Genomic DNA, 25,448 nt, shown 5'->3' with positions numbered 1-25,448 from the left:
GCGGCCGCCGCGGGCCGTCGTATAGTGGCCGGCCACCCATGAAGCATCTGCTGAACTTGTTGGCAGCGGTCGCGCTGCTGGTATGGGGCACCCACCTGGTCCGGACCGGCGTGCTGCGGGTGTTCGGCGTCAATCTGCGTCGCTTCCTGCAACGCAGCCTGTCCAGCCGCCTGTCCGCGGTGCTGGCCGGCATCGGCGTGACCGCCCTGGTGCAGTCCAGCACCGCCACCTCGCTGATGACCTCGTCCTTCGTCGGCCAGGGCCTGATCACGCTGCCGGCCGCGCTGGCCGTCATGCGCGGCGCGGACATCGGCACCGCGCTGATCTCGGTGCTGTTCTCCACCGACCTGTCCTGGCTGTCGCCGCTATTCATCTTCAGCGGCGTGGTGCTGTCGATCACCCGCCCCGCCAGCGCCGCGGGCCGCTTCGGCCGGGTGCTGATCGGCCTGGGGCTGATGCTGCTGGCGCTGCAGCTCGTGGTCGCCGCCACCGGGCCGCTGTTCGAAGGCCAGGCCATGCGCGCCGTCGTCATGTCCATCAACAGCGACATCCTGCTGGAGATCACGGTCGGCGCCGCACTCGCGGTGGTGGCCTATTCGAGCCTGGCCGTGGTGCTGCTGGTGGCCGCGATGGCCAGCTCGGCGGTGGTCCCGCTGGACGTGGCGCTGGGCCTGGTGCTCGGCGCCAACCTGGGCAGCGGCGTGCTGGCCGTGCTGACCACGGCCAAGTCGCCCGTGGAAGTGCGGCAGGTCACGGTCGGCAACCTGCTGTTCAAGCTGCTGGGCGTCGCCATCGCGGCGCCCTTCGTGGGCCTGTGGCTGCGCTACGTGCGGCCGCACCTGGACAACACGACCCAGCTGGTGGTGCTGTTCCACCTGGCCTTCAACGTGGTGGCCAGCGCCGCCTTCATCGGCCTGACCGAGCTGGTCGCGCGCCTGACCGTGCGGCTGCTGCCGGCGCCGCCGCCGCCCGCCAACACGCGGCCCCGCCACCTCGACCCGTCGGCCCTGAGCACGCCCTCGCTGGCCATCTCCTGCGCCGCCCGCGAGGCGCTGCACCAGGCCGACGTCGTGGAAACCATGCTGAGCGGCGTGCTGGACGTGATCGTGCGCAACGACCTGCGCCTGGCCGAGGAGCTGCGCAAGCTCGACGACACCGTGGACGAGCTGTACTCCGCGATCAAGTACTACCTGACCCAGATCTCGCGCGAGGCCCTGGGCGAGGACGAAAGCCGGCGCTGGACCGACATCATCAGCTTCACGATCAACATGGAGCAGATCGGCGACACCATCGAGCGCGTGCTGATCGACATCGAAGACAAGAAGATCCGCCCGGGCCGCAGCTTCTCCGACGCCGGCATGGCCGAGATCCGCGAGATGCACGAGCGGCTGCTGGCCAACCTGCGGCTGGGCATGAGCGTGTTCCTGAACGGCAACGTGCACGACGCCCGCAAGCTGCTGGAGGAGAAGGCGCGCTTCCGCGACCTGGAGCGCGCCTACTCGCGCACGCACCTGGCGCGGCTGTCCGAGAAGACCATGCCCAGCATCGAGACCAGCTCGCTGCACATCGACCTCCTGTCCGAGCTCAAGCGCATCAACTCGCACATCTGCTCGATCGCCTACCCGATCCTGGATTCGGCCGGCGCGCTGGCGCCGAGCCGCATCCGCGAGTCCAAGCTCGACCAGCTCTGACGACCGGGCGCCGGCTACAGCCCCAGCGCCTGGAGCAGGACCAGCGCCGCCTCGTCGGTGAACAGGTCCTGCTGCAGCCGCGCCACGACCTCGGCCGGCGCCACGCATTCGAAGCGCTCGACCTCGCCGTCCTGGTTGCGCGGCTGCACGCCGTCCGGCAGCACGCAGCGGCTCCACAGCGTGGCCTCGACCAGGTAGCCGTGGCGCGTGCCGTCTTCGGCCGGGCGGCGCTGTTCCAGCCAGCCGCCGGCCTGCAGGTCCAGCAGCTGTTCCAGCCGCAGGCCGGCCTCCTCCCAGGTCTCGCGCTCCAGCGCCGTCTCCAGCGTGTCGCGGGCGCCGACCATGCCGCCCATCAGCGTGTCCCACTTACCCGGGTCGTTGGCCTTGCTCGACGCGCGCAGCTGCAGCCAGACCCGGCCGCGCGCGTCGAAGCCGACCAGGTGCACGGCCCGCGTGGCGATGCCCAGCACGCGCACCACGGCACGCTCCACGCTCGCCAGCGGCACGCCGTGGGTGTCGCAGACGGCCAGCTGCTCGTCGCGCCAGGCATGGGCCAGCCCGGCCGCGCGCAGCGCCAGGGCCAGCCGTTCCAGTCCGGTGGAGAGATCGCCCGGCACCGCGTAGCCGCCCCCTTCGCGGCACAGCAGCGCGCCGCCCAGCGCCAGCGGCACGGCCGGCTCGACGGAACCGATGGTGCGGCCGTCCCAGGTCAGCGGCACGCGCGGCGCGCGCGGCGGCTGGTTCGTCCGCGCCAGCAGTGCGGCGCGCCATCCGGCGTCCAGCCGCGGCGCGCTCACAGCGTCAGGATCGTGCAGCCGGTGGTCCTGCGGGCTTCCAGGTCGCGGTGCGCCTGCTGCACCTGCTCCAGCGGATAGCGCTGGTCGATCCGGATCTTCACGTCGCCGCGCACCACCGCGTCGAACAGGTCGTCGGCCATGGCCTGGGTGCTCTCGCGCGTGGCCATGTGCGCGAACAGCGTGCAGCGCGTCAGGTACAGCGAGCCCTTGGTGCCGAGAATGCCCGGCGCGATCGGCGGCACCGGGCCCGAGGCATTGCCGAAGCTGGCCATCAGCCCGAACGGGCGCAGACAGTCCAGCGACTTCTCGAAGGTGTCCTGGCCGATCGAGTCGTAGACCACCTTGACGCCGGCGCCGCCGGTGATCTCCTTCACGCGGGCCACGAAGTCCTCGCGCTTGTAGTCGATCGCATGGGCCGCGCCGTGCTCCAGCGCCAGCCGGCACTTCTCCGGGGAGCCGGCCGTGCCGATCAGCTGCAGGCCCAGCGCACGCGCCCACTGGCAGGCGATCAGGCCCACCCCGCCTGCCGCGGCATGGAACAGCACATGGTCGCCCGGCTGCAGGCCGCCCTGCGGCAGCGTCTTCTTGAGCAGGTACTGCGCCGTCATCCCCTTGAGCATCATCGCCGCACCGGTCTCGAAGTCGATCGCGTCGGGCAGCCGGCAGACGTTCCGGGCCGGCATCACGCGCAGCTGGCTGTAGCTGCCGGGCGGCTGGCTGGCGTAGGCGGCCCGGTCGCCCGGCTTCAGGTGCGAGACACCCTCGCCCACCGCCTCGACGATGCCCGAAGCCTCCATGCCCAGCTGCAGCGGCATCGGGAACGGGTACAGCCCGGTGCGCTGGTAGACGTCGATGAAGTTCAGGCCGATCGCCTGGTGGCGGATGCGGATCTCGCCCGGCCCGGGCTCGCCGACCTCGACCTGCACCAGTTGCATTTCCTCCGGTCCGCCCGGGCGTTCGATGCGGATGGCCTTGCTCGTCGTCATGTCGTCCTCTCGGTGTACGTGGTCGAAACTGCGCATGCTGCCAGAAAACGCGGCCGCCATTCGGCAGGTACAGTGCCGCCCCTATGTCCGAGCAACGCCTCACGCCGGCCACCGCCGCCCTGCTCACGATCCCGCCGCTGCTGTGGGCCAGCAACGCCATCGTCGGCCGGCTCGTCGTCGGCCTGATCCCGCCGGTCATGCTGAACTTCCTGCGCTGGACGCTGGTGTTCGCGCTGCTGCTGCCGCTGGCCTGGCGCGTGTTCCGGCCCGGCAGCGGGCTGTGGCGCCAGCGCCGGCACCTGGCGCTGCTGGGCCTGCTGAGCGTGGGCAGCTACAACGCACTGCTGTACCTGGCGCTGCAGACGTCCACGCCAATCAACGTGACGCTGGTCGGCTCCAGCATGCCGGTCTGGATGCTGGCCATCGGCCTGCTGTTCGGCGCGCGCGTCATGCCGCAGCAACTGCTCGGCGCGGCGCTGTCCGTCGCCGGCGTGCTGGTCGTGCTGAGCCGCGGCGACGCGCACCAGCTGCTGCAGCTGCGCCTGGTGACGGGCGACCTGCTGATGGTGCTGGCCACGGTGGTCTGGTCGCTCTACAGCTGGCTGCTGACCCGGCCCGGCGTGCCGGAGCCGCTGCGTGCGGACTGGGCCAGCCTGCTGATGGCGCAGGTGGTGTTCGGCACGCTGTGGGCCGGCCTGTTCGCCGGCGGCGAGGCGCTGCTGCTGGACCCGGCGCCGATCGCGTGGAGCTGGCCGCTGGCGGCGGCGCTGCTGTACGTCGCAGTCGGGCCCTCGCTGCTGGCCTACCAGTGCTGGGGCGCGGGCGTGCGCCGTGCAGGCCCCAGCACGGCCGCCTTCTTCGCGAACCTGATGCCGCTGTTCGCGGTCCTGATGTCCGGCCTCGTGCTGCACGAGTCGCCGCAGCCCTACCACGCGCTGGCGTTCGGCCTGACCGTGGGCGGCATCCTGGTCTCGTCCCGGCGCCGGGGCGCCTGACACCCTGCGGCGCGACCCGCCGCAGGGTGGTGCTCCTGCTCCTCTAGTGGGTGCCGGGGTAGGCGCCGCCGTCGATCAGGATGTTCTGGCCGGTGATGTAGCCCGCATGCCGGCTGCACAGGAAGGCGCAGGCAGCGCCGAACTCGGCCGGGTCGCCCAGGCGGCGCGCCGGCACGGGCTTCTTGCGCGCCTCGACGATGGCCTCGGGCGGCTCGCCCGTCCTGGCCGACTGCGCGGCCGCCATGCTGCGTATGCGGTCGGTGTCGAACACGCCGGGCAGCAGGTTGTTGATGGTCACGCCGGCCGAGGCCAGGCTGGGAATGCGCGCGACGCCGGCCACGAAGCCGGTCAGCCCGCTGCGCGCGCCGTTGGACAGCCCCAGCACGTCGATCGGCGCCTTCACGGAACTCGACGTGATGTTGACGATGCGGCCGAAGCCGCGCGCGGCCATGCCGTCCACGGCCGAGCGGATCAGCTCGACCGGCGTCAGCATGTTGGCGTCCAGCGCCTTGATCCAGGCCTCGCGATCCCATGCGCGGAAATCGCCGGGCGGCGGGCCGCCGGCGTTCGTGACGATGATGTCGAACTCCCTGCGCAGCGCGAACACCGCCGCGCGGCCCGCGGGCGTGGTGATGTCGGCCGCCACGCTCTCGACCTGCGCGGCCGGCGGGCGCTGCGGATCGGCCAGCAGCCGCTCCTTCGCGGCCTGCAGGGCCTCGGCGCCGCGCGCCACGATCAGCACGTGCACGCCCTCGCGCGACAAGGCTTGCGCGCAGCCGAAGCCCAGTCCCTTGCTGGCGCCGCACACCAGCGCCCACTTGCCTGCGATTCCCAGGTCCATGCGATCTCCCTTGGTTGTCGATGCGGGCTGCATCATAGAAAACGGCGCCCGAGGGCGCCGTTTCGACGAAGCGAGAGCCGTGTCAGTCCTCAACGAACGCTTCCTCGCGCTTGTTCTTGATGGCCGGCATCGTCACGATGATGAGCAGCAGCAAGGCAGCGCCCAGCAGACCGGCGGAGATCGGCCGCGTGACGAACACGCTCCAGTCGCCGCGCGACAGCAGCAGCGCGCGGCGCAGGTTCTCTTCCATCATCGGGCCCAGGATGAAGCCCAGCAGCAGCGGGGCAGGCTCGGTGCCCAGCTTGTGGAAGAGGTAGCCGATCACGCCGAAGGCACCCACCAGCCACACGTCGAAGGTGTTGTTGTTGGTGGAATACACGCCCACCGCGCAGAACAGCACGATGGAGGGGAACAGCCAGCGGTAGGGCACGGTCAGCAGCTTGATCCACATGCCGATCAGCGGCAGGTTCAGGATCACCAGCATCAGGTTGCCGATCCACATCGAGGCGATCAGGCCCCAGAACAGCTCGGGGTTGCTGGTCATGACCTGCGGGCCGGGCTGGATGTTGTGGATGGTCATGGCACCGACCATCAGCGCCATCACCGCGTTGGGCGGGATGCCCAGCGTCAGCAGCGGGATGAAGGAGGTCTGCGAGCCGGCGTTGTTGGCCGATTCCGGCGCGCACACGCCGCGGATGTTGCCCTGGCCGAACGGCACTTCGCCGGGCTGCAGCTTGGTCTTCTTCTCGATGGTGTAGGCCGCGAAGGCCGACAGCAGCGCACCGCCACCGGGCAGGATGCCCAGTGCCGAACCCAGCGCCGTGCCGCGCATCATGGCAGGCAGCATGCGCTTGAAGTCCTCCTTGGTGGGAAACAGGCCCTGCACCTTGCCCGTGAAGACCTCGCGCTCATGCTCAGGCACGGCCAGGTTGGCGATGATTTCGCCATAGCCGAACACACCCATCGCGATCACGGTGAAGTTGATGCCGTCGGTCAGCTCGGGGATGTCGAAGCTGTAGCGCGCCACGCCCGAGTTCACGTCGGTGCCCACCAGGCCCAGCAGCAGGCCCAGCACGATCATGCCGATCGCCTTGAGCAGCGAGCCCGAGGCCAGCACCACGGCGCCGATCAGGCCCAGCACCATCAGGCTGAAGTATTCGGCCGGGCCGAACTTGAATGCCACCTCGGTCAGCGGCGGCGCGAACGCGGCCAGGATCAGCGTGCCGACGCAGCCGGCGAAGAACGAGCCGATGCCCGCCGCCGCCAGTGCCGGCCCCGCGCGCCCCTTGCGGGCCATCTGGTAACCGTCGATCACAGTCACCACGGACGAGGACTCGCCGGGCAGGTTCACCAGGATGGCGGTGGTGGAACCGCCGTACTGCGCGCCGTAGTAGATGCCGGCCAGCATGATCAGCGCGGCCACGGGCGGCAGCGCGTAGGTGGCGGGCAGCAGCATGGCGATCGTGGCCACGGGCCCCACCCCGGGCAGCACGCCGATCAGCGTGCCCAGCAGGCAGCCGATGAAGCAATAGATCAGGTTCTGGAACGTGAATGCAACGCCAAAACCCATCGAAAGGTGTTCGAACAACTCCATGGTCTCTCCTCCCGATCAGCCCACGATGAAACTGGGCCAGACGGGGAACTGCAGGTTCAGCCCCCACACGAAGGCCACGTAGCTGCCCACGGCCAGCACGGTGGCCAGCACGAAGGTCTCCAGCGCATGGAAGCGGTCGCCGGCCAGGCTGGCCACGAAGGTCAGGCCGTAGATCGCCACCATCAGGCCCATGGCGGGAACGCCCAGGCTGGGCAACCCCGCGAGCAGCACGCCGAACAGCAGGTTGGCGGCGATGATGAAGAACAGCGGCTTCCAGGCCCATTTGCCGATCTTGTCGCCGGTGGGCGTCTCGATGACCATGGCCTTGAAGGTGACTACCGCGCCGATGATGGCCAGCAGGATGCCCAGCAGCAGCGGGAAGTAACCCGGCCCCATGCGGGCGCCGCTGCCCACCGTGTAGGTCGTGGCGCCCCAGGCGAATCCCACACCGACCACGATGAACATGAGCCCGGAAAAAAAGTCTTTCTGACTTTTGATGTTCACAAGAACGCCTCCTCGAACAAAAGGTGGCGCGATTGTGGAGGCATTCGAAGCGCCCCTGGATGTGGATTCCACCTACAGGAAAACCACCCCCGGCAGCGCATCCGCTGCCCGTAGACCCTACGGACAACGGCGGCATCCGGGTGCTACTCGCCGGCCGCGTGCGCCAGCGGCGGCGTGGCGCCGAGCACCTCGGCCAGCGTGGTCAGGCCTTCGGCCACGCGCAATGCACCGGCCAGGCGCAGCGGGCGCATGCCGTCGGCCACGGCCTGGCGCCGCAGCGCGGCGAGCTGGGTGCCGCCCTGCTGCACGCGCTCGCGGAACGCGTCGCTGACGGTCAGCAGTTCGTACAGGCCCATGCGGCCCATGAAGCCGGTCATGCGGCATTCCACGCAGCCCACGGGCCGGTACGGCGTGCAGCCGCCGTTGATGCGCCAGGGCTGGACCATGCGGTTCAGCGCCTCGGCGCCCGTCGACTCGTCGGGCTGGCGGCAATGGCGGCACAGGGTGCGCACCAGCCGCTGCGCCAGCACGCCCAGCACGGTCGCGTTCAGCAGGTAGGCGGGCACGCCCAGCTCCATCAGCCGGGTCAGCGCCGAGGGCGCGTCGTTGGTGTGCAGCGTGGAAAACACCAGGTGCCCGGTCAGCGCGGCCTGCACCGCCATCTCGGCCGTCTGCAGGTCGCGGATCTCACCGACCATGATCACGTCCGGGTCCTGCCGCATCAGTGCGCGCAGGCCCTCGGCGAAGTCGAAGTCCAACTGCGGCTGCACCTGGGTCTGGTTGAACGCCGGCTCGATCATCTCGATCGGGTCCTCGATGGTGCTGACGTTCAGTTCCTCGGTCGCCACGCGCTTGAGCGTGGAATACAGCGTGGTGGTCTTGCCCGAGCCGGTCGGCCCCGTCACCAGGATCACGCCGTGCGGCTGGCGCACCAGCGACTCCCAGCGCGCCGCATCGTGCGGCGTGAAGCCCAGCGCGTCCAGGTCCTTGACGGCCGTGTCGGGGTCGAAGATTCGCATGACCAGCTTCTCGCCGAAGGCCGTGGGCAGCGTGGACAGGCGCATCTCGACCTCGTCGCCCCGGGGGTTGCGGGTCTTGATGCGGCCGTCCTGCGGCCGGCGCCGCTCCACCACGTCCATGCGGCCGAGCAGCTTCACGCGCGCGACCATCGCGTTCATGACGCCCATGGGCATCTGGTAGACCGTGTGCAGCACCCCGTCGATGCGGAAGCGGATCACGCCCTGCTCGCGCCGCGGTTCCATGTGGATGTCGCTGGCGCGCTGGTTGAACGCGTACTGCCACAGCCAGTCCACCAGCTGCACCACGCCCTGGTCGTTGGCGTCCAGCGTCTTGTTGGACCGGCCGAGCTCGACCAGTTGCTCGAAGCTGGCGAGCCCCGCGCTAGCGCCGGCCTTCTGGGCCGCCCGCACGGACTTGGCCAGCGCGAAGAATTCGGCCGTGTAGCGCTGGATGTCCTGGGGATTGGCCAGCACGCGGTGCACCCGGCGGCGCGACTGGCGCTCGACCTCGGCCACCCAGTCGGTCACGAAGGGCTCGGCCGTGGCGACCACGATCTCGCCGGCGCCGATCTGCAGCGGCAGCACCTTGTGGCGCTCGGCGTAGACCGCGCTCATGGCCTCGGCCACCTTGCCGACCTCGACCTTCAGCGGATCGATGCGCAGGTAGGCCAGGCCGGCGCGGCCGGCCAGCCATTCGGTCAGCATCTCGATGTCCAGCGGCTTGCCGTCGCGCGCGCGCGCCATGGCCACGCTGGCCAGGCGCACCAGCGCCGGCTGCGCGCTCTCGGCCTGCGAGCAGCGCGCCACGGTGCGCTGGCGCTCCTCGGCCGAGATGACGCCGTCCTCGGCCAGCCAGTCCACCACCAGCCGCCAGGTCAGCGGGCCGGCGTGCGGCGCGGGCGGCCGCGCCGTCATGGCACCACCGGCTTGAACACGCGCAGCCACTTGGGCGCGGGCAGGCCGAAGCGGGCCTGGATCTGCGCCGCCTGCTCCAGCAGCGCGGCACGCGGCGGGCGGCTGGCGCTGCGCTGGGCCAGCACCACGGTGTTGCCCTCGCGCGTCGGGCGAAAGGCCCAGACCGCCGGCTCGCCGAAGGCCTCGGCGATGCGCTGCAGGCTGGCCGCATAGCTGGACGTGCGGCCGAACAGGTTCACCGTCATCGCGCCGTCGTCGGTCAGCAGGCGGCGGCAATCGGCGTAGAAGTCGGCGCTGTCCAGCACCGGGGAGGCGGCCTGCTCGTCGTACAGGTCGACCTGCAGTGCGTCCACCGTGCCGTGCAGCGCGGCCTCCTGCACGGCCAGGGCCGCGTCGGCCAGCCGCACGGTGAGCCGCGCGTCGTCCGGCGGCAGCTTGAACCAGCCGCGGCAGGCCGCGATCACCTGCGGGTTCAGCTCGATCGCCGTGGTGCGCATGCGCAGCCGCTTGTGGCAGAACTTGGTCAGCGCGGCCGCGCCCAGGCCCAGCTGCATGGCGTGGCGCGCGCCCAGCCCGTCCAGCGGCACGAACAGCAGCCAGGCCATCATGCGCTGCACGTATTCGAGCTCGATGTCGAAGGGCGCGTCGACCAGCATCGAGCCCTGCACCCACTCGGTGCCCAGGTGCAGCGTGCGCACCACGCCGTCGTCGGCGAACTGCACCTCGGGCAGCGCGGTCCGGGCGCGCCGCGCCGCGGTGGATCTAGCGGTCTTGGTCATCGGGCGCGATTGTGGCCTGCGCCGGCAGCAGCGCGGCCAGCCGCGGCAGCGCGGCCAGCGCGTTGCGCGTGGTGACGGCCTGGACCTCGGCCAGCGGCAGCCCGCGCAGCGCGGCCAGCGTCGCGGCGATGCGCGGCAGCTCGGCCGGCGTGTTCAGGCCCTGCGGCCGGCCGGCGGCGCGCTCGGCCGCGCGCACGTACAGCCACTGCGGCGGAATGTCGGGCGCGTCGGTCTCCAGCACGATGGCGTCCGGCGGCAGCCGCGCCGCCAGCAAACGCAGCTGCCGGGCCGCGTCGAAGGTCATCGCGCCGCCGAAGCCCAGCTTCAGGCCCAGGGCCAGCATGGCCCGTGCCTGCTGCAGGCTGCCGTTGAACGCATGGGCGATGCCCCGCCAGCCGCCGGCCGGCGCCAGTTCGCGCAGCTGGCGCAGCACCGTGTCCACGCTGCGGCGCGTGTGCACGATCACCGGCAGGCCGTGCCGGCGGGCCAACTGCAGCTGGCGGCGGAAGAAGAACAGCTGGCGCGCGCGCATCGCGGGCGCGGCCAGCTCCGGCGCGAACAGGTCCACGCCGATCTCGCCGACGGCCACCAGGCGCGCGTCGCCGGCCTGGGCCGCCAGCATCGCGTCCAGCCGGTCCAGGTCGGCCTCGCCGGCCTGCGGCACCAGCAGCGGGTGGATGCCCAGCGCGTAGGCGTCGCCGCAGCGCGCGGCCAATGCGCGCACGGTATCGAAGTCGCATGCGCCGACGGCCGGCAACACGCACAGCGCCACGCCGCGCTCGGCCGCCAGCCGGCGCGCAGCCAGCGCCAGCGCATGGTTCCGGCCGAACTCGGGCGCATCCAGGTGGCAATGCGTGTCGATCCAGGGCATGGCACCACTGTAGCGCGCGGTGCACCCCGGCAGGGCCCGTGGCCCCTCCGGACGGGCGGTGCGCGCCTGGATGAACCGTGGTACTGTTGTTGCGTAGATCCGTACAACGTTCCATCACAGGGGATTCCCGATGCGTAGGCCGGCTCTTTACAGCAGTGCGTCCCGGGCCCGGCCGCAGCCGGAAGAAGCGCCCGCGGCCCCCTCGCCCCCGCCCCCGGCCGCCGCCGAGACCACCGCCCCGGCCCGGCGGCGGCGCTGGCGGCGCGATCCGCGCCTGCTGTGGGCCGCCATCGTGCTGCTGGCCGCCGCCACGCTGGCGTCGGGCACGCTGGCGCTGCGCCCGGTGGCGCGCCTGCCGACGCAGAAGGACATCGACGCCGCCGTCCTGCACACGCTGGAACACAAGGTACTGCCCTCGCCCGCCACGCGCGCCTACGGCGCGGTGATCCCCTCGGTCGTGCGCGTGATGGGCTTCGGCAAGGGCAAGAACGGCAAGGAAGAGGAACTCGGCGTCGGCACCGGCGTGGTCATCGTCGACAAGGGCACGATCCTGACCAACCTGCACGTCGTCTCCGGCGCGCCGACCATCAAGGTCACCTTCATGGACGGGCTGGAGACCACGGCCAGCGTGACCGGCACCCAGCCCGAGAACGACCTCGCCGTGCTGCAGGCCCACAAGATCCCGGACGACCTGCTCGCCGCCACGATGCGCTCCACCGACGACCTGGCGCCGGGCGACCAGGTGCTGGCCGTGGGCTTTCCGTTCGGCATCGGCCCCTCGGCCTCGGCCGGCGTGGTGTCCGGCCTGGGCCGCTCGTTCCGCTCGCCCGAGGGCAAGCACATGATGACCAACCTGATCCAGTTCGACGCGGCGGCCAATCCCGGCAATTCCGGCGGCCCGCTGGTCACCATGGACGGCCACGTGGTCGGCATCGTGACTGCCATCCTGAACCCCTCGCAGCAGCGCACCTTCGTCGGCATCGGCTTCGCCGTGCCGATCGAGAACGCCGCCTCCGCCGTCGGCCTGCACCCCTTCTGACCACCCCGCCCCCCATTGAGGACTCCGCCCATGAGCGACGCCAGCACCCCGAGCACCGACACCGCCCAGCTGATGGAGCAGATCCTGTACGAGGTCAAGCGCGTCGTGGTCGGGCAGGACCGCTTCCTCGAACGGGTCATGGTGGCGATGCTGGCGCAGGGCCACCTGCTGGTCGAAGGCGTGCCGGGGCTGGCCAAGACGCTGACGGTCAAGACGCTGGCCGACACCATCCAGGGCCGCTTCAAGCGCATCCAGTTCACGCCCGACCTGGTGCCGGCCGACCTGGTCGGCACCCGCATCTACAACCAGAAGACCGGTGAATTCACGACCGCCCTGGGCCCGGTGTTCGCGAACCTGCTGCTGGCCGACGAGATCAACCGCGCGCCGGCCAAGGTGCAGAGCGCGCTGCTGGAGGTGATGCAGGAGCGCCAGGTCACGATCGCCGGCGAGACGCACCCGGTGCCGCGGCCGTTCCTGGTCATGGCCACGCAGAACCCGATCGAGACCGAGGGCACCTACCCGCTGCCCGAGGCCCAGGTCGACCGCTTCATGATGAAGGTGCTGGTGGACTATCCGACCGACGAGGAGGAGTTCGTGATCGTGACGCGGGTGACCGGCCCGGCCGTGCAGGTCGCGCAGGTGGCGACGACCGTGCAGCTCGCCGCGCTGCAGCAGGAATGCCGGCGCGTCTACGTCGATCCCTCGCTGGTGCAGTACGCCGTGAAGCTGGTGTCGGCCACGCGCCGGCCCGAGGCCCACGGGCTGAAGGAGCTCGGCCGCTTCATCACCTTCGGGGCCAGCCCGCGCGCCACCATCGGCCTGACCGAAGGCGCCCGCGCGCTGGCCATGCTGCGCGGGCGCAGCTACGCGCTGCCCGAGGACATGCGTGACCTCGTGCCCGACGTGCTGCGCCACCGCGTGGCGCTGTCGTACGAGGCGCTCTCCGAAGGCATGGACGCCGATGCGCTGATCGGCAGGATCATGGCCCGCATCCCGCCCCCGCCCAAGCCGCTGGAACATGAAAAACTCGCCGCCTGAAACCGCCGCGCCCGCCCCGGCCGGCCGCGCCGAACAGCTGCTGCGCCGGCTGGAATGGACGGTGCTGCGCCGGCTCGACGGCCTGCTGCAGGGCGACTACCGCACGCTGATGCGCGGCGCCGGCATGGACCTGGCCGACCTGCGCGAGTACCAGCACCACGACGATGTGCGCCACATCGACTGGAACGTCACCGCCCGGCTGCAGCAGCCGCACGTACGCGTGTTCACCGAGGACCGCGAGATGGCCGCCTGGTTCCTGCTGGACCTCTCGCCCTCGGTGGACTTCGGCTCGGGCGCGCAGCCGAAGCGCGAGGTCTCGGCCGCCTTCGTGGCCGTGCTGGCGCGGCTGCTCACGCGCCACGGCAACCGCGTCGGCGCCATGCTGTACGGCACCGGGCTGGACCAGGTGCTGCCGCCGCGGGCCAGCCGGCTGCACGTGCTCGACCTCCTGCACCGCATGCTGCCGGCCGCCGGCCAGCCGCGCGAGAGCGGCCGCATCACCCACCTGCACGAGCTGCTGCAGGCCGCGGGCGCGCTGATGCGCCGGCGCGCCACCGTGTTCGTGGTGTCGGACTTCATCAGTGCGCCGGGCTGGGAACGGCCGCTGGCCCAGTTGGCGCAGCGCCACGAGGTACTGGCCGTGCGCCTGCTCGACCCGCTGGAGCTGGAGCTGCCCGACCTCGGCCTGATCCCGATCCGCGACGCCGAGACCGGCGAGCAACTGCTGGTCGACACCTCGGACGCCGGTTTCCGCAAGCGCTTCGCGCGCATCGCCGCCCAGCGCGAGGCCGAACTGCGCCAGGCGCTGGCCACCGCCGGCGTCGATGCGCTGGAGCTGTCCACCGGCGACGACCTGGCCGACGCCATCGTGCGCTTCACCGACCTGCGCCGGCGCCGCGCCCGGCTGACGGGCGCCGGCGGCGGACTGCCCACCCACCTGCGCAGCGCCATGGCGGCGTGAATGTCCACGGGGAGCGTGCGATGAACTTCCTCTGGCCCCAGTTCCTCTGGCTGCTGCTGCTGGTGCCGGCGCTGCTGCTGTTCTACCTGTGGCTGCTCCGGCGCCGCCGCCAGGGCGCGCTGCGCTACGCCAGCCTGTCCATCGTGCGCGAGGCCATGGGCGCGCGCCAGGGCCTCAAGCGGCATCTGCCGCCGTTCCTGTTCCTGCTGGCGCTGGTCGCGCTGATCGTGGCGGCCGCGCGGCCCATGGCCGTGATCAGCCTGCCCTCGCAGCAGGAGACCATCATCCTGGCCATGGACGTCTCGGGCAGCATGCGCGCGGCCGACGTGCAGCCCAACCGCCTGGTCGCCGCGCAGAACGCGGCCAAGGCCTTCATCGCCGAGCTGCCGCGCCACGTGCGCGTGGGCATCGTCGCCTTCGCCGGCACGGCCCAGGTGGTGCAGCCGGCCACGACCTCGCGCGAGGATCTGGTCAAGGCCATCGACAAGTTCCAGCTGCAGCGCGCCACCGCGATCGGCAGCGCCATCGTGGTCGCGCTGGCCGAGCTGTTCCCCGACGCCGGCATCGACGTGGGCGCCATGACCTTCGGCCGCGACCGCATGCGCGGCAGCCCGCTGGACCGGGCGCCGGCGGCCGCCGGCGAGAACCGGGAATTCACGCCGGTGGCGCCCGGCTCCTACGACTCGGCCGCCATCATCCTGCTGACGGACGGCCAGCGCACCACCGGCGTGGACACGCTGGAGGCGGCCAAGATGGCGGCCGACCGCGGCGTGCGCGTCTACACCGTGGGCATCGGCACCGTGGACGGCGAGACCATCGGCTTCGAGGGCTGGTCCATGCGCGTGCGGCTGGACGAGGACACGCTGAAGGCCGTGGCCGCGCGCACCCAGGGCGAATACTTCTACGCCGGCACCGCCGAGAACCTGCGCAAGGTCTACCAGACGCTGGGCTCGCGGCTGATGGTCGAGAAGAAAGAGACCGAGGTCTCGGCGCTGCTGGCGCTGGCCGGCGGCCTGCTGGCGCTGATCGCGGCCGGCCTGTCGCTGCTCTGGTTCGGCCGAATTCTCTGAACCTGCGCGGCACCGCGCGTGCCGGCCACACGCCCGGCAGAAGCAGCTCCACGCGGCTGCCCGGCCCCTCCTGTGCGCTACGGCATCCTGCCCCGAGCGGGTAGAGGGTGAATGAATTTGGTCACTTTCCAATGCTCTTCAGAAAACTACGATGGAACCGGGAGTAGCGAATCTGCCCGCTCCCGTTCCAAGGAGCACATCATGGAAAAAACCAACCGGGTGGTCACCACGCCCAAGGCCATGGCCGCATTCATCAGGGGGGCGCAGGCAATGCCTGCGCCGGGTGGGCCTGACTTCGATCCCCGGGGGCCCATCGGCCCCATCGCCTACGGCCTGTACCGGCGCCTGGCCGGCCGGCTGGACGCGATCGCGCTGAATCCACAGCCGCTTCCGCCGCAGGAGGTGGCGGCGCGCATGATCGCGCAGGAATTCGTGGCCAGCGTGGTGCAGCTCGGCAATCTCACCGCGGCACTGCCGCGCGAGAGCGCCGAGGCCGCAGGCAAGCATGTGGCGAGCCGTATCGCGGACTTCGAAGAATGGTGCGGCACGGGCCGCTTGCACGAGAAGATCGCCGAGATACTGCGCAAACTGGGCCCCCGTCCCATTGGCGGCGGCGACCCGCCGCCCCACCCGAATGAACTGGCGAACGGCATCTTGCTGGCGACCATCGGTGCGGAACTCTACGCGGCCGGCAGTGCCGTGCAGGGGCTGGCAGCGGCGGGCGAGAAGATGATGCAGCAGGGCCTCAGCCAGCTGGGCTGAGAAGGGGTGAACGAACCGCTCACGCCCACGCGAAGCCCGATGACCACCTGCTTCTCGCACCGCCGACGCTTTTCGGGCCTCGCCCTTTGGGCCGGGGCACGCCGGACCGCACGCGGGCGTTGCAGTCCTTGCCCTGGCACCAGCCAGGGCGGCCTGCGCCTACGCCTGCGGCCCGCCGCACCCCGTCGTGGCCGCGATCGGTCCATTCACCCCTTCTGAGACATCGACGGATCAATCCCCGGGCGCAAACAGGTCCACCCGGTCGGTGATGATGCTGTCCGTGCCCAACGCGATCAGGTGCCGCGCGGCCCGTTCGTCGTTGACGGTGTAGCTCGCGCAGCGCAGGCCGGCGCCGTGCATCTTGGCGACCAGCGGGGTGTTCCACAGCGCATGGTTGAGCACCATGGCGATGCAGCCCAGCTTCAGCGCGGTACACAGGTCGACGTCGCCGGCGGCGTCGGCCAGCCGGTCCGCCAGCAGGGCACGCGGCAGTCGCGGCGCGGTATCGCGCGCACCGGCCAGTGATGCGGGCTGGAACGAGCTCAGGAGCGGCGGCACGGCATCCTGGGGCCAGAGCGCGCCCAGCAGTTCGCCGACGGCGCGGCCGGTGGCGGCTTCCTGGCCGGGCGTGGGCTTGATCTCCACGTTCAGGCACAGGTGGTTGGCCAGGCACCAGCGAACCAGTGCCTCCAGCGTGGGCAGGGGCTCGCCGGCGTAGGCACGCGAATGCCAACTGCCCGCATCCAGCTGCGCCAGTTCGCCCATGGTGCGGTCGCCGCCGGTCCCCCGGGCGTTGGTGGTGCGCTGCAGGTCGGTGTCGTGCATCAGGAAGAGCACGCCGTCGCGCGAAAGCTTGGCGTCGCATTCGAACATGCGGTAGCCGTGGCGGGCGCCCAGGCGGAAGGCACTGAGCGTGTTCTCGGGCGCGAGCTTGCCTGCGCCGCGGTGGGCGATCCAGCGGGGATAGGGCCAGGGGGCGAGGTCGGTCATGCGCGCTGGCCCGTCTCGGCGTGGAACCAGTGCAACCGGTCGGGCCGGGGCAGCACGCGCAGCGTGCCACCGGGCTGCGGGGACGGCTTGCCTTCCTCGATGCGCACGATGAGGGCGTCGCCGCCCACGGTGCCGTAGACCAGGCGCTCGGCGCCCAACAGTTCCACGGTCTGCACCTGCATTTCCCAGCCGCCTTGCGCGACCACGTCGATGTGCTCGGGGCGGATGCCGAGGATGCGCCCGGCCTGGCCGCCGGGGACACTCCTCAGCAGGTTCATCGGCGGCGAGCCGATGAAGCTGGCCACGAAGGTGGACGCGGGCCGGTGGTAGACCTCCTCGGGCGTGCCGAACTGCTCGACGTGGCCGGCGTTCATCACGATCATGCGCTGCGCCAGCGTCATGGCCTCGACCTGGTCGTGGGTGACGAACAGGCTGGTGATGCCCAGGTCGCGGTGCAGCTTCTGGATCTCGATGCGCGTCTGCGCGCGCAGCTTGGCGTCCAGGTTGGACAAGGGCTCGTCGAACAGGAACACCTGCGGCTGGCGCACGATGGCCCGGCCCATGGCCACGCGCTGGCGCTGGCCGCCGGACAGCTCGCGCGGCTTGCGCTCCAGCAGGTGCGTGAGCTCCAGGATCTTCGCCGCCTTGTCCACGCGGCGGCGGATCTCGTCCTTGGGCACCTTGGCGATCTTCAGGCCGTAGGCCATGTTCTCGAAGTTCGTCATGTGCGGGTACAGCGCGTAGTTCTGGAACACCATGGCGATGTCGCGCTCGGCCGGCTCCACGTCGTTGACCACGCGCGCGCCGATCGCGATCTCGCCTTCGGAGATTTCCTCCAGGCCGGCCACCATGCGCAGCAGCGTGGACTTGCCGCAGCCCGAAGGGCCGACGATGACGACGAACTCGCCGTCGCGGATCTCGGCGTCGACGCCGTGGATGACCTGGTTGGCCTTGGCGCCGTGGCCGTAGCGCTTGACGACGCGGCGCAGCGAGATGGATGCCATGCGTTCCTATTTCTCGGTATCGACCAGGCCCTTGACGAACCAGCGCTGCATCAGCACGACGACCAGCGCCGGTGGCAGCATCGCCAGGATGGCCGTGGCCATGATGATGTTCCAGTCGGTGGCGGCGTCGCCGCTGGCGATCATGCGCTTGATGCCGATCACGATGGGGTACATGTCCTCGGTGGTGGTGGCCAGCAGCGGCCACAGGTACTGGTTCCAGCCGTAGATGAACTGGATCACGAACAGCGCGGCGACCGAGGTCTGCGACAGCGGCACCAGCACGTCCTTGAAGAAGCGCATCGGCCCGGCGCCGTCGATGCGCGCGGCCTCGACCAGCTCGTCCGGCACCGTCAGGAAGAACTGGCGGAACAGGAAGGTCGCCGTGGCCGAGGCGATCAGCGGCACCGTGAGGCCGGCGTAGCTGTTCAGCATGCCCAGGTCGGAGACGATCTTGTAGGTCGGCAGGATGCGCACCTCCACCGGCAGCATCAGCGTGATGAAGATCGCCCAGAACACCAGCTTCCTGAACGGGAAGCGGAAGTAGACGATCGCGAATGCCGACAGCAGCGAGATCGCGATCTTGCCGAGCGCGATGACCAGCGCCGTGACCAGGCTGACCCACATCATGCGGCCGACCGGCGCCGCCGAGCCCTGGGTGGAGCCGGTGCCAGCCAGCGCGGCCAGGTAGTTCTCGGCCAGGTGGCCGCCCGGCACGATGGGCATCGGCACCTGCACGATCGCCTCGCGCGTGTGGGTGGAGGCCACGAAGGCCAGGTAGATCGGGAACGCGACGATCAGGATGCCCAGCACCAGCACCAGGTGGGACAGCAGCGTCAGCAGCGGGCGGCGTTCGACCATGGTTCAGTAGTTGACCTTCTTCTCGACGTAGCGGAACTGGATCACCGTCAGCGCCACCACGATCGCCATCAGCACCACCGACTGCGCGGCCGAGCCGCCCAGGTCCAGCGCCTTGAAGCCGTCGTGCCAGACCTTGTAGACCAGGATCGCGGTGTCGCGGCCGGGCCCGCCCTCGGTGGTCGCGTGCACGATCGCGAAGGTGTCGAAGAAGGCGTAGACCACGTTCATGACCAGCAGGAAGAAGGTGGTCGGCGACAACAGCGGCAGCTGGATCGTCAGGAAGCGGCGCACCGGGCCGGCGCCGTCGATCGCGGCGGCCTCGATCAGCGCCTTGGGGATGGACTGCAGGCCCGCCAGGAAGAACAGGAAGTTGTAGGAGATCTGCTTCCAGACCGCGGCGACCACGATCAGCGCCAGCGCCTGGCCCGAGTTCAGCAGGTGGTTCCAGTCCACACCCAGCTGGCGCAGGCCGTAGGCCACGATGCCGATGGACGGCGAGAACATGAACACCCACAGCACGCCGGCCACGGCCGGCGCGACCGCGTAGGGGATGATCAGGAAGGTCTTGTAGACCAGCGCGCCGCGCACGATGCGGTCGGCGAACACGGCCAGCACCAGCGACAGCGCGATGCCGATGCCGGCCACCAGCACCGAGAACACCGCCGTGACCTTGAAGGACTGCAGGTAGGCCTCGTCCTGGAACAGCGCGGCGAAGTTGTCCAGCCCGACCCAGACGGTGGAGGTGCCGAACGCGTCCTCCGTCTGCAGCGACTGCACGATGGCCTGGCTGGCCGGCCAGAAGAAGAACACCAGCACCACCACCATCTGCGGCGCGACCAGCAGCCACGGCAGCCAGGCGGAGCGGAACAGCACGCGTTTTTCCATGGCGGCGCGGCGGCCGGCTCACGCCGGCCGCTTCCCTGCGATCAGCCCTTGGTGGCGCGCTGGAAGCGCTCGAGCTGCTCGTTGCCGCGCTTCACGGCGTTGTCCAGCGCCTGCTTGGCGCTCTGCTTGCCGGCCCAGACCTGTTCGGTCTCCTCGTCCACGATGGTGCGGATCTGCAGGAAGTTGCCCAGGCGGATGCCGCGCGACTTGTCGGTGGTCTTGCGGATCATCTGCGTCACGGCCACGTCGGTGCCGGGGTTCTGCTTGTAGAAGCCGGACTTCTCGGTCAGCTCGTACGCCGCCACCGTGACCGGCAGGTAGCCGGTGCGCTTGTGGCTGTCGGACTGCACCTGGGCATCGGACAGGAAGCCGAAGAAGGCCGCCACGCCCTTGTACTCGGCCGGCTTCTTGCCGCCGATGGCCCACAGGCTGGCGCCGCCGATCACGGTGTTCTGCGGGGCGCCGGGCACGTCGGGATAGTAGGGCAGCGGCGCGATGCCGTAGGCGAACTTGGCATCCTTGGCCACGCGCGCGTACAGGCCGGAGGAACCGGTCATCATCGCGCACTCGCCGGCCGGGAAGGCCGCATCCGGCGTGTTGTTGCGGCCCTTGTAGACGAACAGGCCCTGCTGCGCCATGTTGGCCAGGTTCTCGAAGTGCCGCACGTGCAGCGGCGAGTTGAAGGCGAGCCGGGTGGCCGTGCCGCCGAAGCCGTTGCCCAGCGTCGCGTACAGCGTGTTGTGCCAGGTCGAGAAGCTCTCCAGCTGCGTCCAACTCATCCAGCTCGTCGTGAACGGGCACTTGTGGCCGCTGGCCTTGAGCTTGGCGGCGGCGGCCACGACCTCGGGCCAGGTGGACGGCGCCTTGTCCGGGTTCAGCCCGGCGGCCTTGAAGGCGTCCTTGTTGTAGTAGAACACCGTGGTCGAGCTGTTGAACGGAAAGCTCAGCATCTGGCCGTTCGGCGCCGTGTAGTAGCCGGCCACGGCGGAGATGTAGGCGTTGGGGTCGAACTTCGCGCCGGCCTCCTTCATGATCTCGCCGACCGGCTTGACCACGCCCTTGGACGCCATCATGGTCGCGGTGCCGACCTCGAACACCTGCAGGATGTGCGGCGCGTTGCCGGAACGGAAGGCGGCCACGCCGGCCGTCAGCGTCTCGTCGTACTGGCCCTTGTAGGTCGGCACGACCTTGTACTGGCTCTGGCTGGCGTTGAACTGCTTCGCCAGGTCGTTGACCCATTCGCCGAGCGGCCCGCTCATGGCATGCCACCACTGGATCTCGGTCTGGGCCCGGGCCGGCAGCGCGACGACGGCCGCGGCCAGCGCCGCCAGGACAAAGCTCTTCTTCATGAACACTCCCTTGTGAGGAAATACGGCAGGCTAGCCCCGCGATGTGACGGGGCGATTTAAGCGCGGCGGCCGGCGCGCGCCCATGCGGGCTTTCCATGGGCCGGAGCGGACGGCAAGGATTGTTGCGCTGCGGTAACATCCACGCCCGCCGGCGCCGGGCCGGCGGGCCCCAGCACGACCCCCCGATGAATGCCCCGAACACGCTGAACCAGCTGCTGGCCCCGCGCGAGGACACGCAGCGCCTGCGCGAGATTCCGTACAACTACACCTCGTTCTCCGACCGCGAGATCGTGGTGCGGCTGCTCGGCGCGCGCGCGTGGGAGCTGGTGCAGTTGCTGCGCGGCGAGCGCCGCACCGGCCGCTCGGCCCGCATGCTGTACGAGGTGCTGGGCGACATCTGGGTGGTGCAGCGCAATCCCTACCTGCAGGACGACCTGCTGGACAACCCGAAGCGCCGCGCGCTGCTGGTGCAGGCGCTGCAGCACCGGCTGGCCGCGGCCGAGGCGCGCCGCACGCCGCAGGCCGACCCGGCACGCGACGCGCTGGTCGGCGAGCTGCTGGGCCTGGCGCGCCAGGCCGTGGCCCGCTTCGACGCGGACTTCGGCGAGATCGCCACGCTGCGCCGGCGCGCCCGGCGCAGCCTGCAGAAGCTGACGGCCAAGGACAACATCAAGTTCGACGGCATGGCCCGCGTGGCCCACGTGACCGACGCGACCGACTGGCGCGTGGAATACCCGTTCGTGGTGCTGACGCCGGACACCGAGGCCGAGATGGCCAGGCTGGTCAAGGCCTGCATCGCGCTGGGCCTGACCATCATCCCGCGCGGCGGCGGCACCGGCTACACCGGCGGCGCGATCCCGCTGACCAGCCGCAGCGCCGTCATCAACACCGAGAAGCTGGAGGCGATGACCGAGGTGCAGATGGTCGCGCTGCCCGGCGTGGAGCAGCCGGTCGCCACGATCTGGACCGAGGCCGGCGTGGTCACCCAGCGCGTGGCCGACGCGGCCGAGCGCGCCGGCTACGTGTTCGCGGTGGACCCGACCTCGGCCGAGGCCTCCTGCATCGGCGGCAACATCGCGATGAACGCCGGCGGCAAGAAGGCCGTGCTGTGGGGCACGGCGCTGGACAACCTGGCCTCCTGGCGCATGGTCACGCCGCAGGCGCTGTGGCTGGAAGTCACCCGCCTGGACCACAACCTCGGCAAGATCCACGACGTGGAGGTGGCCAGCTTCGAGCTGAAGACCTACGAGCCCGACGGCCGCACGCTGATGCGCACCGAGCGGCTGGACATCCCGGGCCGCGTGTTCCGCAAGGAGGGGCTGGGCAAGGACGTCACGGACAAGTTCCTCTCCGGCCTGCCCGGCGTGCAGAAGGAAGGCTGCGACGGCCTGATCACCAGCGCGCGCTGGATCGTGCACCGCATGCCGGCGCACACGCGCACCGTGTGCCTGGAGTTCTTCGGCAACGCCCGGGACGCCGTGCCCAGCATCGTGGAGATCAAGGACTTCATGTTCGCCGAGCAGAAGCGCTCGGGCGTGGTGCTGGCGGGCCTGGAACACCTGGACGACCGCTACCTGAAGGCCGTGGGCTACGCGACCAAGTCCAAGCGCCACGGCGGCGGGCTGCCGAAGATGGTGCTGTTCGGCGACATCGCCGGCGACGACGCGGACGCCGTGGCGCGCGCCACCTCGGAGGTCGTGCGCCTGGCCAACTCGCGCAGCGGCGAGGGCTTCGTCGCCATCAGCCCGGAGGCGCGCAAGAAGTTCTGGCTGGACCGCAAGCGCACGGCCGCCATCAGCCGCCACACCAACGCCTTCAAGATCAACGAGGACGTGGTGATCCCGCTGCCGCGCATGGCCGAGTACACCGACGGCATCGAGCGCATCAACATCGAGCTGTCGCTGCGCAACAAGCTGGCGCTGTGCGATGCGCTGCTCGACTTCTTCGGCAATGGCGACCTGCCGCTGGGCAAGGAGGACGACGCCTCGGAGATCGCCACGGCCGAGCTGCTGGAAGACCGCGCGGCCCAGGCCGTGGCGCTGATCCGCGAGGTGCGCATGCAGTGGCAGGGCTGGCTGCACGACGTGGACGCGCTGTTTCCGCAGCTGCAGGACCACAGCCTGCGCGCGAGCTGGAAGGCGCAGATCCGCGCGCCGCTGCAGCAGTTGTTCCCGGGCGCGGCTTTCCGGCCGCTGCTGGCCGAATGCAGCGCCATCCACCGGCGCGTGCTCAAGGGCCGCGTCTGGGTCGCGCTGCACATGCACGCCGGCGACGGCAACGTGCACACCAACATCCCGGTCAACAGCGACAACTACGAGATGCTGCAGACCGCGCACGAGGCCGTGGCCCGCATCATGGCGCTGGCGCGCTCGCTGGACGGCGTGATCTCAGGCGAGCACGGCATCGGCATCACCAAGCTGGAATTCCTGGGCGAGAACGAGCTCGGGCCGTTCGCCGACTACAAGCGCCGCGTGGACCCCGAGGGCCGCTTCAACAAGGGCAAGCTGCTGCGCGACCCGGCCCTGCCGGCCGACCTGACCAATGCCTACACGCCGAGCTTCGGGCTGATGGGGCACGAGTCGCTGATCCTGCAGCAGTCCGACATCGGCGCCATCGCCCACAGCGTGAAGGACTGCCTGCGCTGCGGCAAGTGCAAGCCGGTCTGCGCCACGCACGTGCCGCGCGCCAACCTGCTGTACAGCCCGCGCAACAAGATCCTGGCGACCTCGCTGCTGGTCGAGGCCTTCCTGTACGAGGAGCAGACGCGCCGCGGCGTGTCGATCAAGCACTGGGCCGAGTTCGAGGACGTGGCCGACCACTGCACGGTCTGCCACAAGTGCCTGACGCCCTGCCCGGTCAAGATCGACTTCGGCGACGTGACCATGAACATGCGCAACCTGCTGCGCAGGATGGGCAAGAAGAGCCTGCGGCCCGGCAACGCGGCCGCGATGCTGATGCTGAACGCGACCAGCCCGCGGACCATCAAGTTCATGCGCACGGCCATGGTGGACGTGGGCTTCAAGGCCCAGCGCCTGGCGCACGACCTGTTCAAGGGCCTGGCCAGGGCGCAGACCGCCGCGCCGCCGGCCACGGTGGGCCCCGCCCCGCTCAAGGAGCAGGTGATCCACTTCGTGAACAAGAAGATGCCCGGCGGCCTGCCCAAGCGCAGCGCGCGCGCGCTGCTGGACATCGAGGACAAGGACTACGTCCCCATCATCCGCGACCCCAAGGCGACGAGCGCGGACTCGGAGGCGGTGTTCTATTTCCCCGGCTGCGGCTCGGAGCGGCTGTTCAGCCAGGTCGGGCTGGCCACGCAGGCCATGCTGTGGCACGCTGGCGTGCAGACCGTGCTGCCGCCGGGCTACCTGTGCTGCGGCTACCCGCAACGCGGCTCGGGCCAGTTCGACAAGGCCGAGAAGATCATCACCGACAACCGGGTGCTGTTCCACCGCGTGGCCAACACGCTGAACTACCTGGACATCAAGACCGTGGTCGTCAGCTGCGGCACCTGCTTTGATCAGCTGCAGGGCTACCAGTTCGACAAGATCTTCCCCGGCTGCCGCATCGTCGACATCCACGAGTACCTGCTGGAAAAGGGCATCACGCTGGGCCAGGCCGGCACCTACCTCTACCACGACCCCTGCCACACGCCGATGAAGCAGCGCGAGCCGATGAAGACCGTGCGCGCGCTGCTGGGCGACGGCGTGGCGAAGAGCGAGCGCTGCTGCGGCGAGTCCGGCACGCTGGGCGTGACCCGACCCGACATCTCCACGCAGATCCGCTTCCGCAAGCAGGAGGAGCTGCGCAAAAGCGAGACGGCGCTGCGCGCCCAGGGCACGCAGGGCGACCTGAAGATCCTGACCAGTTGCCCGAGCTGCCTGCAGGGCCTGTCGCGCTACCAGGACGACCTGCAGAGCGGGCTGCTCGAAGCCGACTACATCGTCGTCGAGATGGCGCGCAAGCTGCTGGGCGAGGACTGGATGCAGAACTACGTGGCCGCGGCCAACCAGGGCGGCATCGAGCGCGTGCTGGTCTGACCATGGCCGCCACGCCCTCCCGCCCCACCGAGATCACCGTGCACGGGCAGTCGCGCGTGCTGGAGATCGCCTTCGACGACGGCGCGCGCTTTCGCATCCCGTTCGAGCTGATGCGCGTGTACTCGCCCTCGGCCGAGGTGCAGGGCCACGGGCCGGGCCAGGAGGTGCTGCAGACCGGCAAGCGCGAGGTCACGCTGCTGGGGCTGGAGCCGGTCGGCCACTACGCGGTGCAGCCCGCGTTCTCCGACGGCCACGGCTCCGGCATCTTCACCTGGGAGTACCTGTACTTCCTGGGCCGCGAGCAGGCGCAGCTGTGGGAAGACTACGAGCGCCGGCTGCGGGAGTCCGGGCTGGACCGCGACGCCCCGATGCCGCCCCGGCCCGGCCACGGCTGCAGCCACTGACCGCGCCGCGCACGACTGTTGCGCAAACCCCCACGCAATCCCCGATCTGGGGCAGGGGT

22 protein-coding genes are annotated in these 25,448 nt (G+C 70.3%); 9 read left to right on the top strand and 13 right to left on the bottom strand.

Annotation, left to right across the window (positions count from 1 at the left end):
• The first annotated feature begins 38 nt into the window (after positions 1-38).
• Positions 39-1,691, top strand: coding sequence for a Na/Pi cotransporter family protein (locus QM782_RS14820; RefSeq protein ID WP_415203673.1), 1,653 nt, complete (start codon positions 39-41; stop codon positions 1,689-1,691).
• 14 nt (positions 1,692-1,705) lie between these two features.
• On the opposite strand, the gene QM782_RS14815 is transcribed toward QM782_RS14820, so the two are convergent.
• Positions 1,706-2,488 (bottom strand): NUDIX hydrolase, encoded by a 783-nt coding sequence (locus QM782_RS14815; RefSeq protein ID WP_415203672.1) that lies wholly within the window; start codon positions 2,486-2,488, stop codon positions 1,706-1,708.
• A complete protein-coding gene (locus tag QM782_RS14810; protein ID WP_415203671.1) occupies positions 2,485-3,474 on the bottom strand; it encodes a quinone oxidoreductase family protein in 990 nt (329 codons plus the stop codon). The genes QM782_RS14815 and QM782_RS14810 overlap by 4 nt, the downstream gene beginning before the upstream one ends.
• Before the next feature lie 83 nt (positions 3,475-3,557).
• Between QM782_RS14810 and QM782_RS14805 the strand changes: the two genes are divergently transcribed.
• The gene (locus QM782_RS14805) at positions 3,558-4,469 is read left to right on the top strand and encodes a DMT family transporter (protein ID WP_415203670.1); all 912 of its coding nucleotides are present in this window, start codon (positions 3,558-3,560) and stop codon (positions 4,467-4,469) included.
• Between the two features lie 43 nt (positions 4,470-4,512).
• On the opposite strand, the gene QM782_RS14800 is transcribed toward QM782_RS14805, so the two are convergent.
• From QM782_RS14800 to QM782_RS14775, 6 genes are all read right to left on the bottom strand, one after another.
• Positions 4,513-5,310, bottom strand: coding sequence for an SDR family oxidoreductase (locus QM782_RS14800; RefSeq protein WP_415203669.1), 798 nt, complete (start codon positions 5,308-5,310; stop codon positions 4,513-4,515).
• A gap of 82 nt (positions 5,311-5,392) precedes the next feature.
• Positions 5,393-6,904, bottom strand: coding sequence for a tripartite tricarboxylate transporter permease (locus tag QM782_RS14795; RefSeq protein ID WP_415203668.1), 1,512 nt, complete (start codon positions 6,902-6,904; stop codon positions 5,393-5,395).
• Between the two features lie 15 nt (positions 6,905-6,919).
• Complete coding sequence (locus tag QM782_RS14790; RefSeq protein ID WP_415203667.1) at positions 6,920-7,408, bottom strand: tripartite tricarboxylate transporter TctB family protein; 489 nt, start codon at positions 7,406-7,408, stop codon at positions 6,920-6,922.
• Positions 7,409-7,551: 143 nt separating this feature from the next.
• A complete protein-coding gene (locus QM782_RS14785; RefSeq protein WP_415203666.1) occupies positions 7,552-9,342 on the bottom strand; it encodes a GspE/PulE family protein in 1,791 nt (596 codons plus the stop codon).
• Positions 9,339-10,121: a spermidine synthase gene (locus tag QM782_RS14780; protein WP_415203665.1), complete on the bottom strand. Its 783-nt coding sequence runs from the start codon at positions 10,119-10,121 to the stop codon at positions 9,339-9,341. Before QM782_RS14780 ends, QM782_RS14785 begins: the two co-directional genes overlap by 4 nt.
• Positions 10,105-10,992 (bottom strand): TatD family hydrolase, encoded by an 888-nt coding sequence (locus tag QM782_RS14775; RefSeq protein ID WP_415203664.1) that lies wholly within the window; start codon positions 10,990-10,992, stop codon positions 10,105-10,107. Before QM782_RS14775 ends, QM782_RS14780 begins: the two co-directional genes overlap by 17 nt.
• 130 nt (positions 10,993-11,122) lie before the next feature.
• On the opposite strand from QM782_RS14775, the gene QM782_RS14770 reads away from it, so the two are divergent.
• From QM782_RS14770 to QM782_RS14750, 5 genes are all read left to right on the top strand, one after another.
• A complete protein-coding gene (locus QM782_RS14770; RefSeq protein ID WP_415203663.1) occupies positions 11,123-12,031 on the top strand; it encodes a S1C family serine protease in 909 nt (302 codons plus the stop codon).
• Positions 12,032-12,061: 30 nt separating this feature from the next.
• Positions 12,062-13,069, top strand: a complete 1,008-nt coding sequence (locus QM782_RS14765; RefSeq protein ID WP_415203662.1) for an AAA family ATPase — start codon at positions 12,062-12,064, stop codon at positions 13,067-13,069.
• Positions 13,050-14,030 carry a DUF58 domain-containing protein gene (locus QM782_RS14760; protein WP_415203661.1) on the top strand — a complete coding sequence of 327 codons (981 nt, stop codon included), beginning with the start codon at positions 13,050-13,052 and terminating at the stop codon, positions 14,028-14,030. Before QM782_RS14765 ends, QM782_RS14760 begins: the two co-directional genes overlap by 20 nt.
• A 20-nt stretch (positions 14,031-14,050) precedes the next feature.
• Positions 14,051-15,100: a VWA domain-containing protein gene (locus QM782_RS14755; RefSeq protein ID WP_415203660.1), complete on the top strand. Its 1,050-nt coding sequence runs from the start codon at positions 14,051-14,053 to the stop codon at positions 15,098-15,100.
• Between the two features lie 201 nt (positions 15,101-15,301).
• Complete coding sequence (locus QM782_RS14750; RefSeq protein WP_415203659.1) at positions 15,302-15,862, top strand: hypothetical protein; 561 nt, start codon at positions 15,302-15,304, stop codon at positions 15,860-15,862.
• Positions 15,863-16,093: 231 nt separating this feature from the next.
• Here QM782_RS14750 and ugpQ read toward each other — a convergent pair whose 3' ends face one another.
• From ugpQ to ugpB, 5 genes are read right to left on the bottom strand one after another with little or no spacing between them, the layout of a single operon-like run.
• Positions 16,094-16,852 (bottom strand): glycerophosphodiester phosphodiesterase, encoded by a 759-nt coding sequence (gene ugpQ, locus QM782_RS14745; RefSeq protein ID WP_415203658.1) that lies wholly within the window; start codon positions 16,850-16,852, stop codon positions 16,094-16,096.
• Positions 16,849-17,856 (bottom strand): sn-glycerol-3-phosphate ABC transporter ATP-binding protein UgpC, encoded by a 1,008-nt coding sequence (ugpC, locus tag QM782_RS14740; protein ID WP_415203657.1) that lies wholly within the window; start codon positions 17,854-17,856, stop codon positions 16,849-16,851. The genes ugpQ and ugpC overlap by 4 nt, the downstream gene beginning before the upstream one ends.
• Positions 17,857-17,862: 6 nt before the next feature.
• Complete coding sequence (gene ugpE, locus QM782_RS14735; protein ID WP_415203656.1) at positions 17,863-18,714, bottom strand: sn-glycerol-3-phosphate ABC transporter permease UgpE; 852 nt, start codon at positions 18,712-18,714, stop codon at positions 17,863-17,865.
• A 3-nt stretch (positions 18,715-18,717) separates the two neighbouring features.
• The gene (gene ugpA, locus QM782_RS14730) at positions 18,718-19,599 is read right to left on the bottom strand and encodes a sn-glycerol-3-phosphate ABC transporter permease UgpA (protein ID WP_415203655.1); all 882 of its coding nucleotides are present in this window, start codon (positions 19,597-19,599) and stop codon (positions 18,718-18,720) included.
• Between the two features lie 41 nt (positions 19,600-19,640).
• The gene (gene ugpB, locus QM782_RS14725) at positions 19,641-20,948 is read right to left on the bottom strand and encodes a sn-glycerol-3-phosphate ABC transporter substrate-binding protein UgpB (protein ID WP_415203654.1); all 1,308 of its coding nucleotides are present in this window, start codon (positions 20,946-20,948) and stop codon (positions 19,641-19,643) included.
• Between the two features lie 185 nt (positions 20,949-21,133).
• On the opposite strand from ugpB, the gene QM782_RS14720 reads away from it, so the two are divergent.
• Positions 21,134-24,985 carry a DUF3683 domain-containing protein gene (locus tag QM782_RS14720; protein ID WP_415203653.1) on the top strand — a complete coding sequence of 1,284 codons (3,852 nt, stop codon included), beginning with the start codon at positions 21,134-21,136 and terminating at the stop codon, positions 24,983-24,985.
• Between the two features lie 2 nt (positions 24,986-24,987).
• Complete coding sequence (locus tag QM782_RS14715) at positions 24,988-25,389, top strand: gamma-butyrobetaine hydroxylase-like domain-containing protein (protein WP_415203652.1); 402 nt, start codon at positions 24,988-24,990, stop codon at positions 25,387-25,389.
• Positions 25,390-25,448: the final 59 nt, after the last annotated feature.

The organism is Pseudorhodoferax sp., assembly GCF_047601025.1.
Taxonomy (GTDB): domain Bacteria; phylum Pseudomonadota; class Gammaproteobacteria; order Burkholderiales; family Burkholderiaceae_C; genus Pseudorhodoferax.
This window is presented reverse-complemented; position numbering and strand designations above follow the sequence as displayed.

What these genes read in the sequence shown, in the direction of transcription:
- QM782_RS14765 (WP_415203662.1), top strand. Translation starts at nt 12,062, where the DNA reads ATGAGCGACGCCAGCACCCCGAGCACCGACACCGCCCAGCTGATGGAG.
- ugpB (WP_415203654.1), bottom strand. Translation starts at nt 20,948, where the DNA reads ATGAAGAAGAGCTTTGTCCTGGCGGCGCTGGCCGCGGCCGTCGTCGCG.
- QM782_RS14760 (WP_415203661.1), top strand. Translation starts at nt 13,050, where the DNA reads ATGAAAAACTCGCCGCCTGAAACCGCCGCGCCCGCCCCGGCCGGCCGC.
- QM782_RS14795 (WP_415203668.1), bottom strand. Translation starts at nt 6,904, where the DNA reads ATGGAGTTGTTCGAACACCTTTCGATGGGTTTTGGCGTTGCATTCACG.
- QM782_RS14785 (WP_415203666.1), bottom strand. Translation starts at nt 9,342, where the DNA reads ATGACGGCGCGGCCGCCCGCGCCGCACGCCGGCCCGCTGACCTGGCGG.
- QM782_RS14750 (WP_415203659.1), top strand. Translation starts at nt 15,302, where the DNA reads ATGGAAAAAACCAACCGGGTGGTCACCACGCCCAAGGCCATGGCCGCA.
- QM782_RS14810 (WP_415203671.1), bottom strand. Translation starts at nt 3,474, where the DNA reads ATGACGACGAGCAAGGCCATCCGCATCGAACGCCCGGGCGGACCGGAG.
- QM782_RS14805 (WP_415203670.1), top strand. Translation starts at nt 3,558, where the DNA reads ATGTCCGAGCAACGCCTCACGCCGGCCACCGCCGCCCTGCTCACGATC.
- QM782_RS14715 (WP_415203652.1), top strand. Translation starts at nt 24,988, where the DNA reads ATGGCCGCCACGCCCTCCCGCCCCACCGAGATCACCGTGCACGGGCAG.
- QM782_RS14820 (WP_415203673.1), top strand. Translation starts at nt 39, where the DNA reads ATGAAGCATCTGCTGAACTTGTTGGCAGCGGTCGCGCTGCTGGTATGG.
- QM782_RS14775 (WP_415203664.1), bottom strand. Translation starts at nt 10,992, where the DNA reads ATGCCCTGGATCGACACGCATTGCCACCTGGATGCGCCCGAGTTCGGC.
- ugpQ (WP_415203658.1), bottom strand. Translation starts at nt 16,852, where the DNA reads ATGACCGACCTCGCCCCCTGGCCCTATCCCCGCTGGATCGCCCACCGC.
- QM782_RS14720 (WP_415203653.1), top strand. Translation starts at nt 21,134, where the DNA reads ATGAATGCCCCGAACACGCTGAACCAGCTGCTGGCCCCGCGCGAGGAC.
- QM782_RS14770 (WP_415203663.1), top strand. Translation starts at nt 11,123, where the DNA reads ATGCGTAGGCCGGCTCTTTACAGCAGTGCGTCCCGGGCCCGGCCGCAG.
- QM782_RS14800 (WP_415203669.1), bottom strand. Translation starts at nt 5,310, where the DNA reads ATGGACCTGGGAATCGCAGGCAAGTGGGCGCTGGTGTGCGGCGCCAGC.
- QM782_RS14755 (WP_415203660.1), top strand. Translation starts at nt 14,051, where the DNA reads ATGAACTTCCTCTGGCCCCAGTTCCTCTGGCTGCTGCTGCTGGTGCCG.
- ugpE (WP_415203656.1), bottom strand. Translation starts at nt 18,714, where the DNA reads ATGGTCGAACGCCGCCCGCTGCTGACGCTGCTGTCCCACCTGGTGCTG.
- ugpC (WP_415203657.1), bottom strand. Translation starts at nt 17,856, where the DNA reads ATGGCATCCATCTCGCTGCGCCGCGTCGTCAAGCGCTACGGCCACGGC.
- ugpA (WP_415203655.1), bottom strand. Translation starts at nt 19,599, where the DNA reads ATGGAAAAACGCGTGCTGTTCCGCTCCGCCTGGCTGCCGTGGCTGCTG.
- QM782_RS14780 (WP_415203665.1), bottom strand. Translation starts at nt 10,121, where the DNA reads ATGACCAAGACCGCTAGATCCACCGCGGCGCGGCGCGCCCGGACCGCG.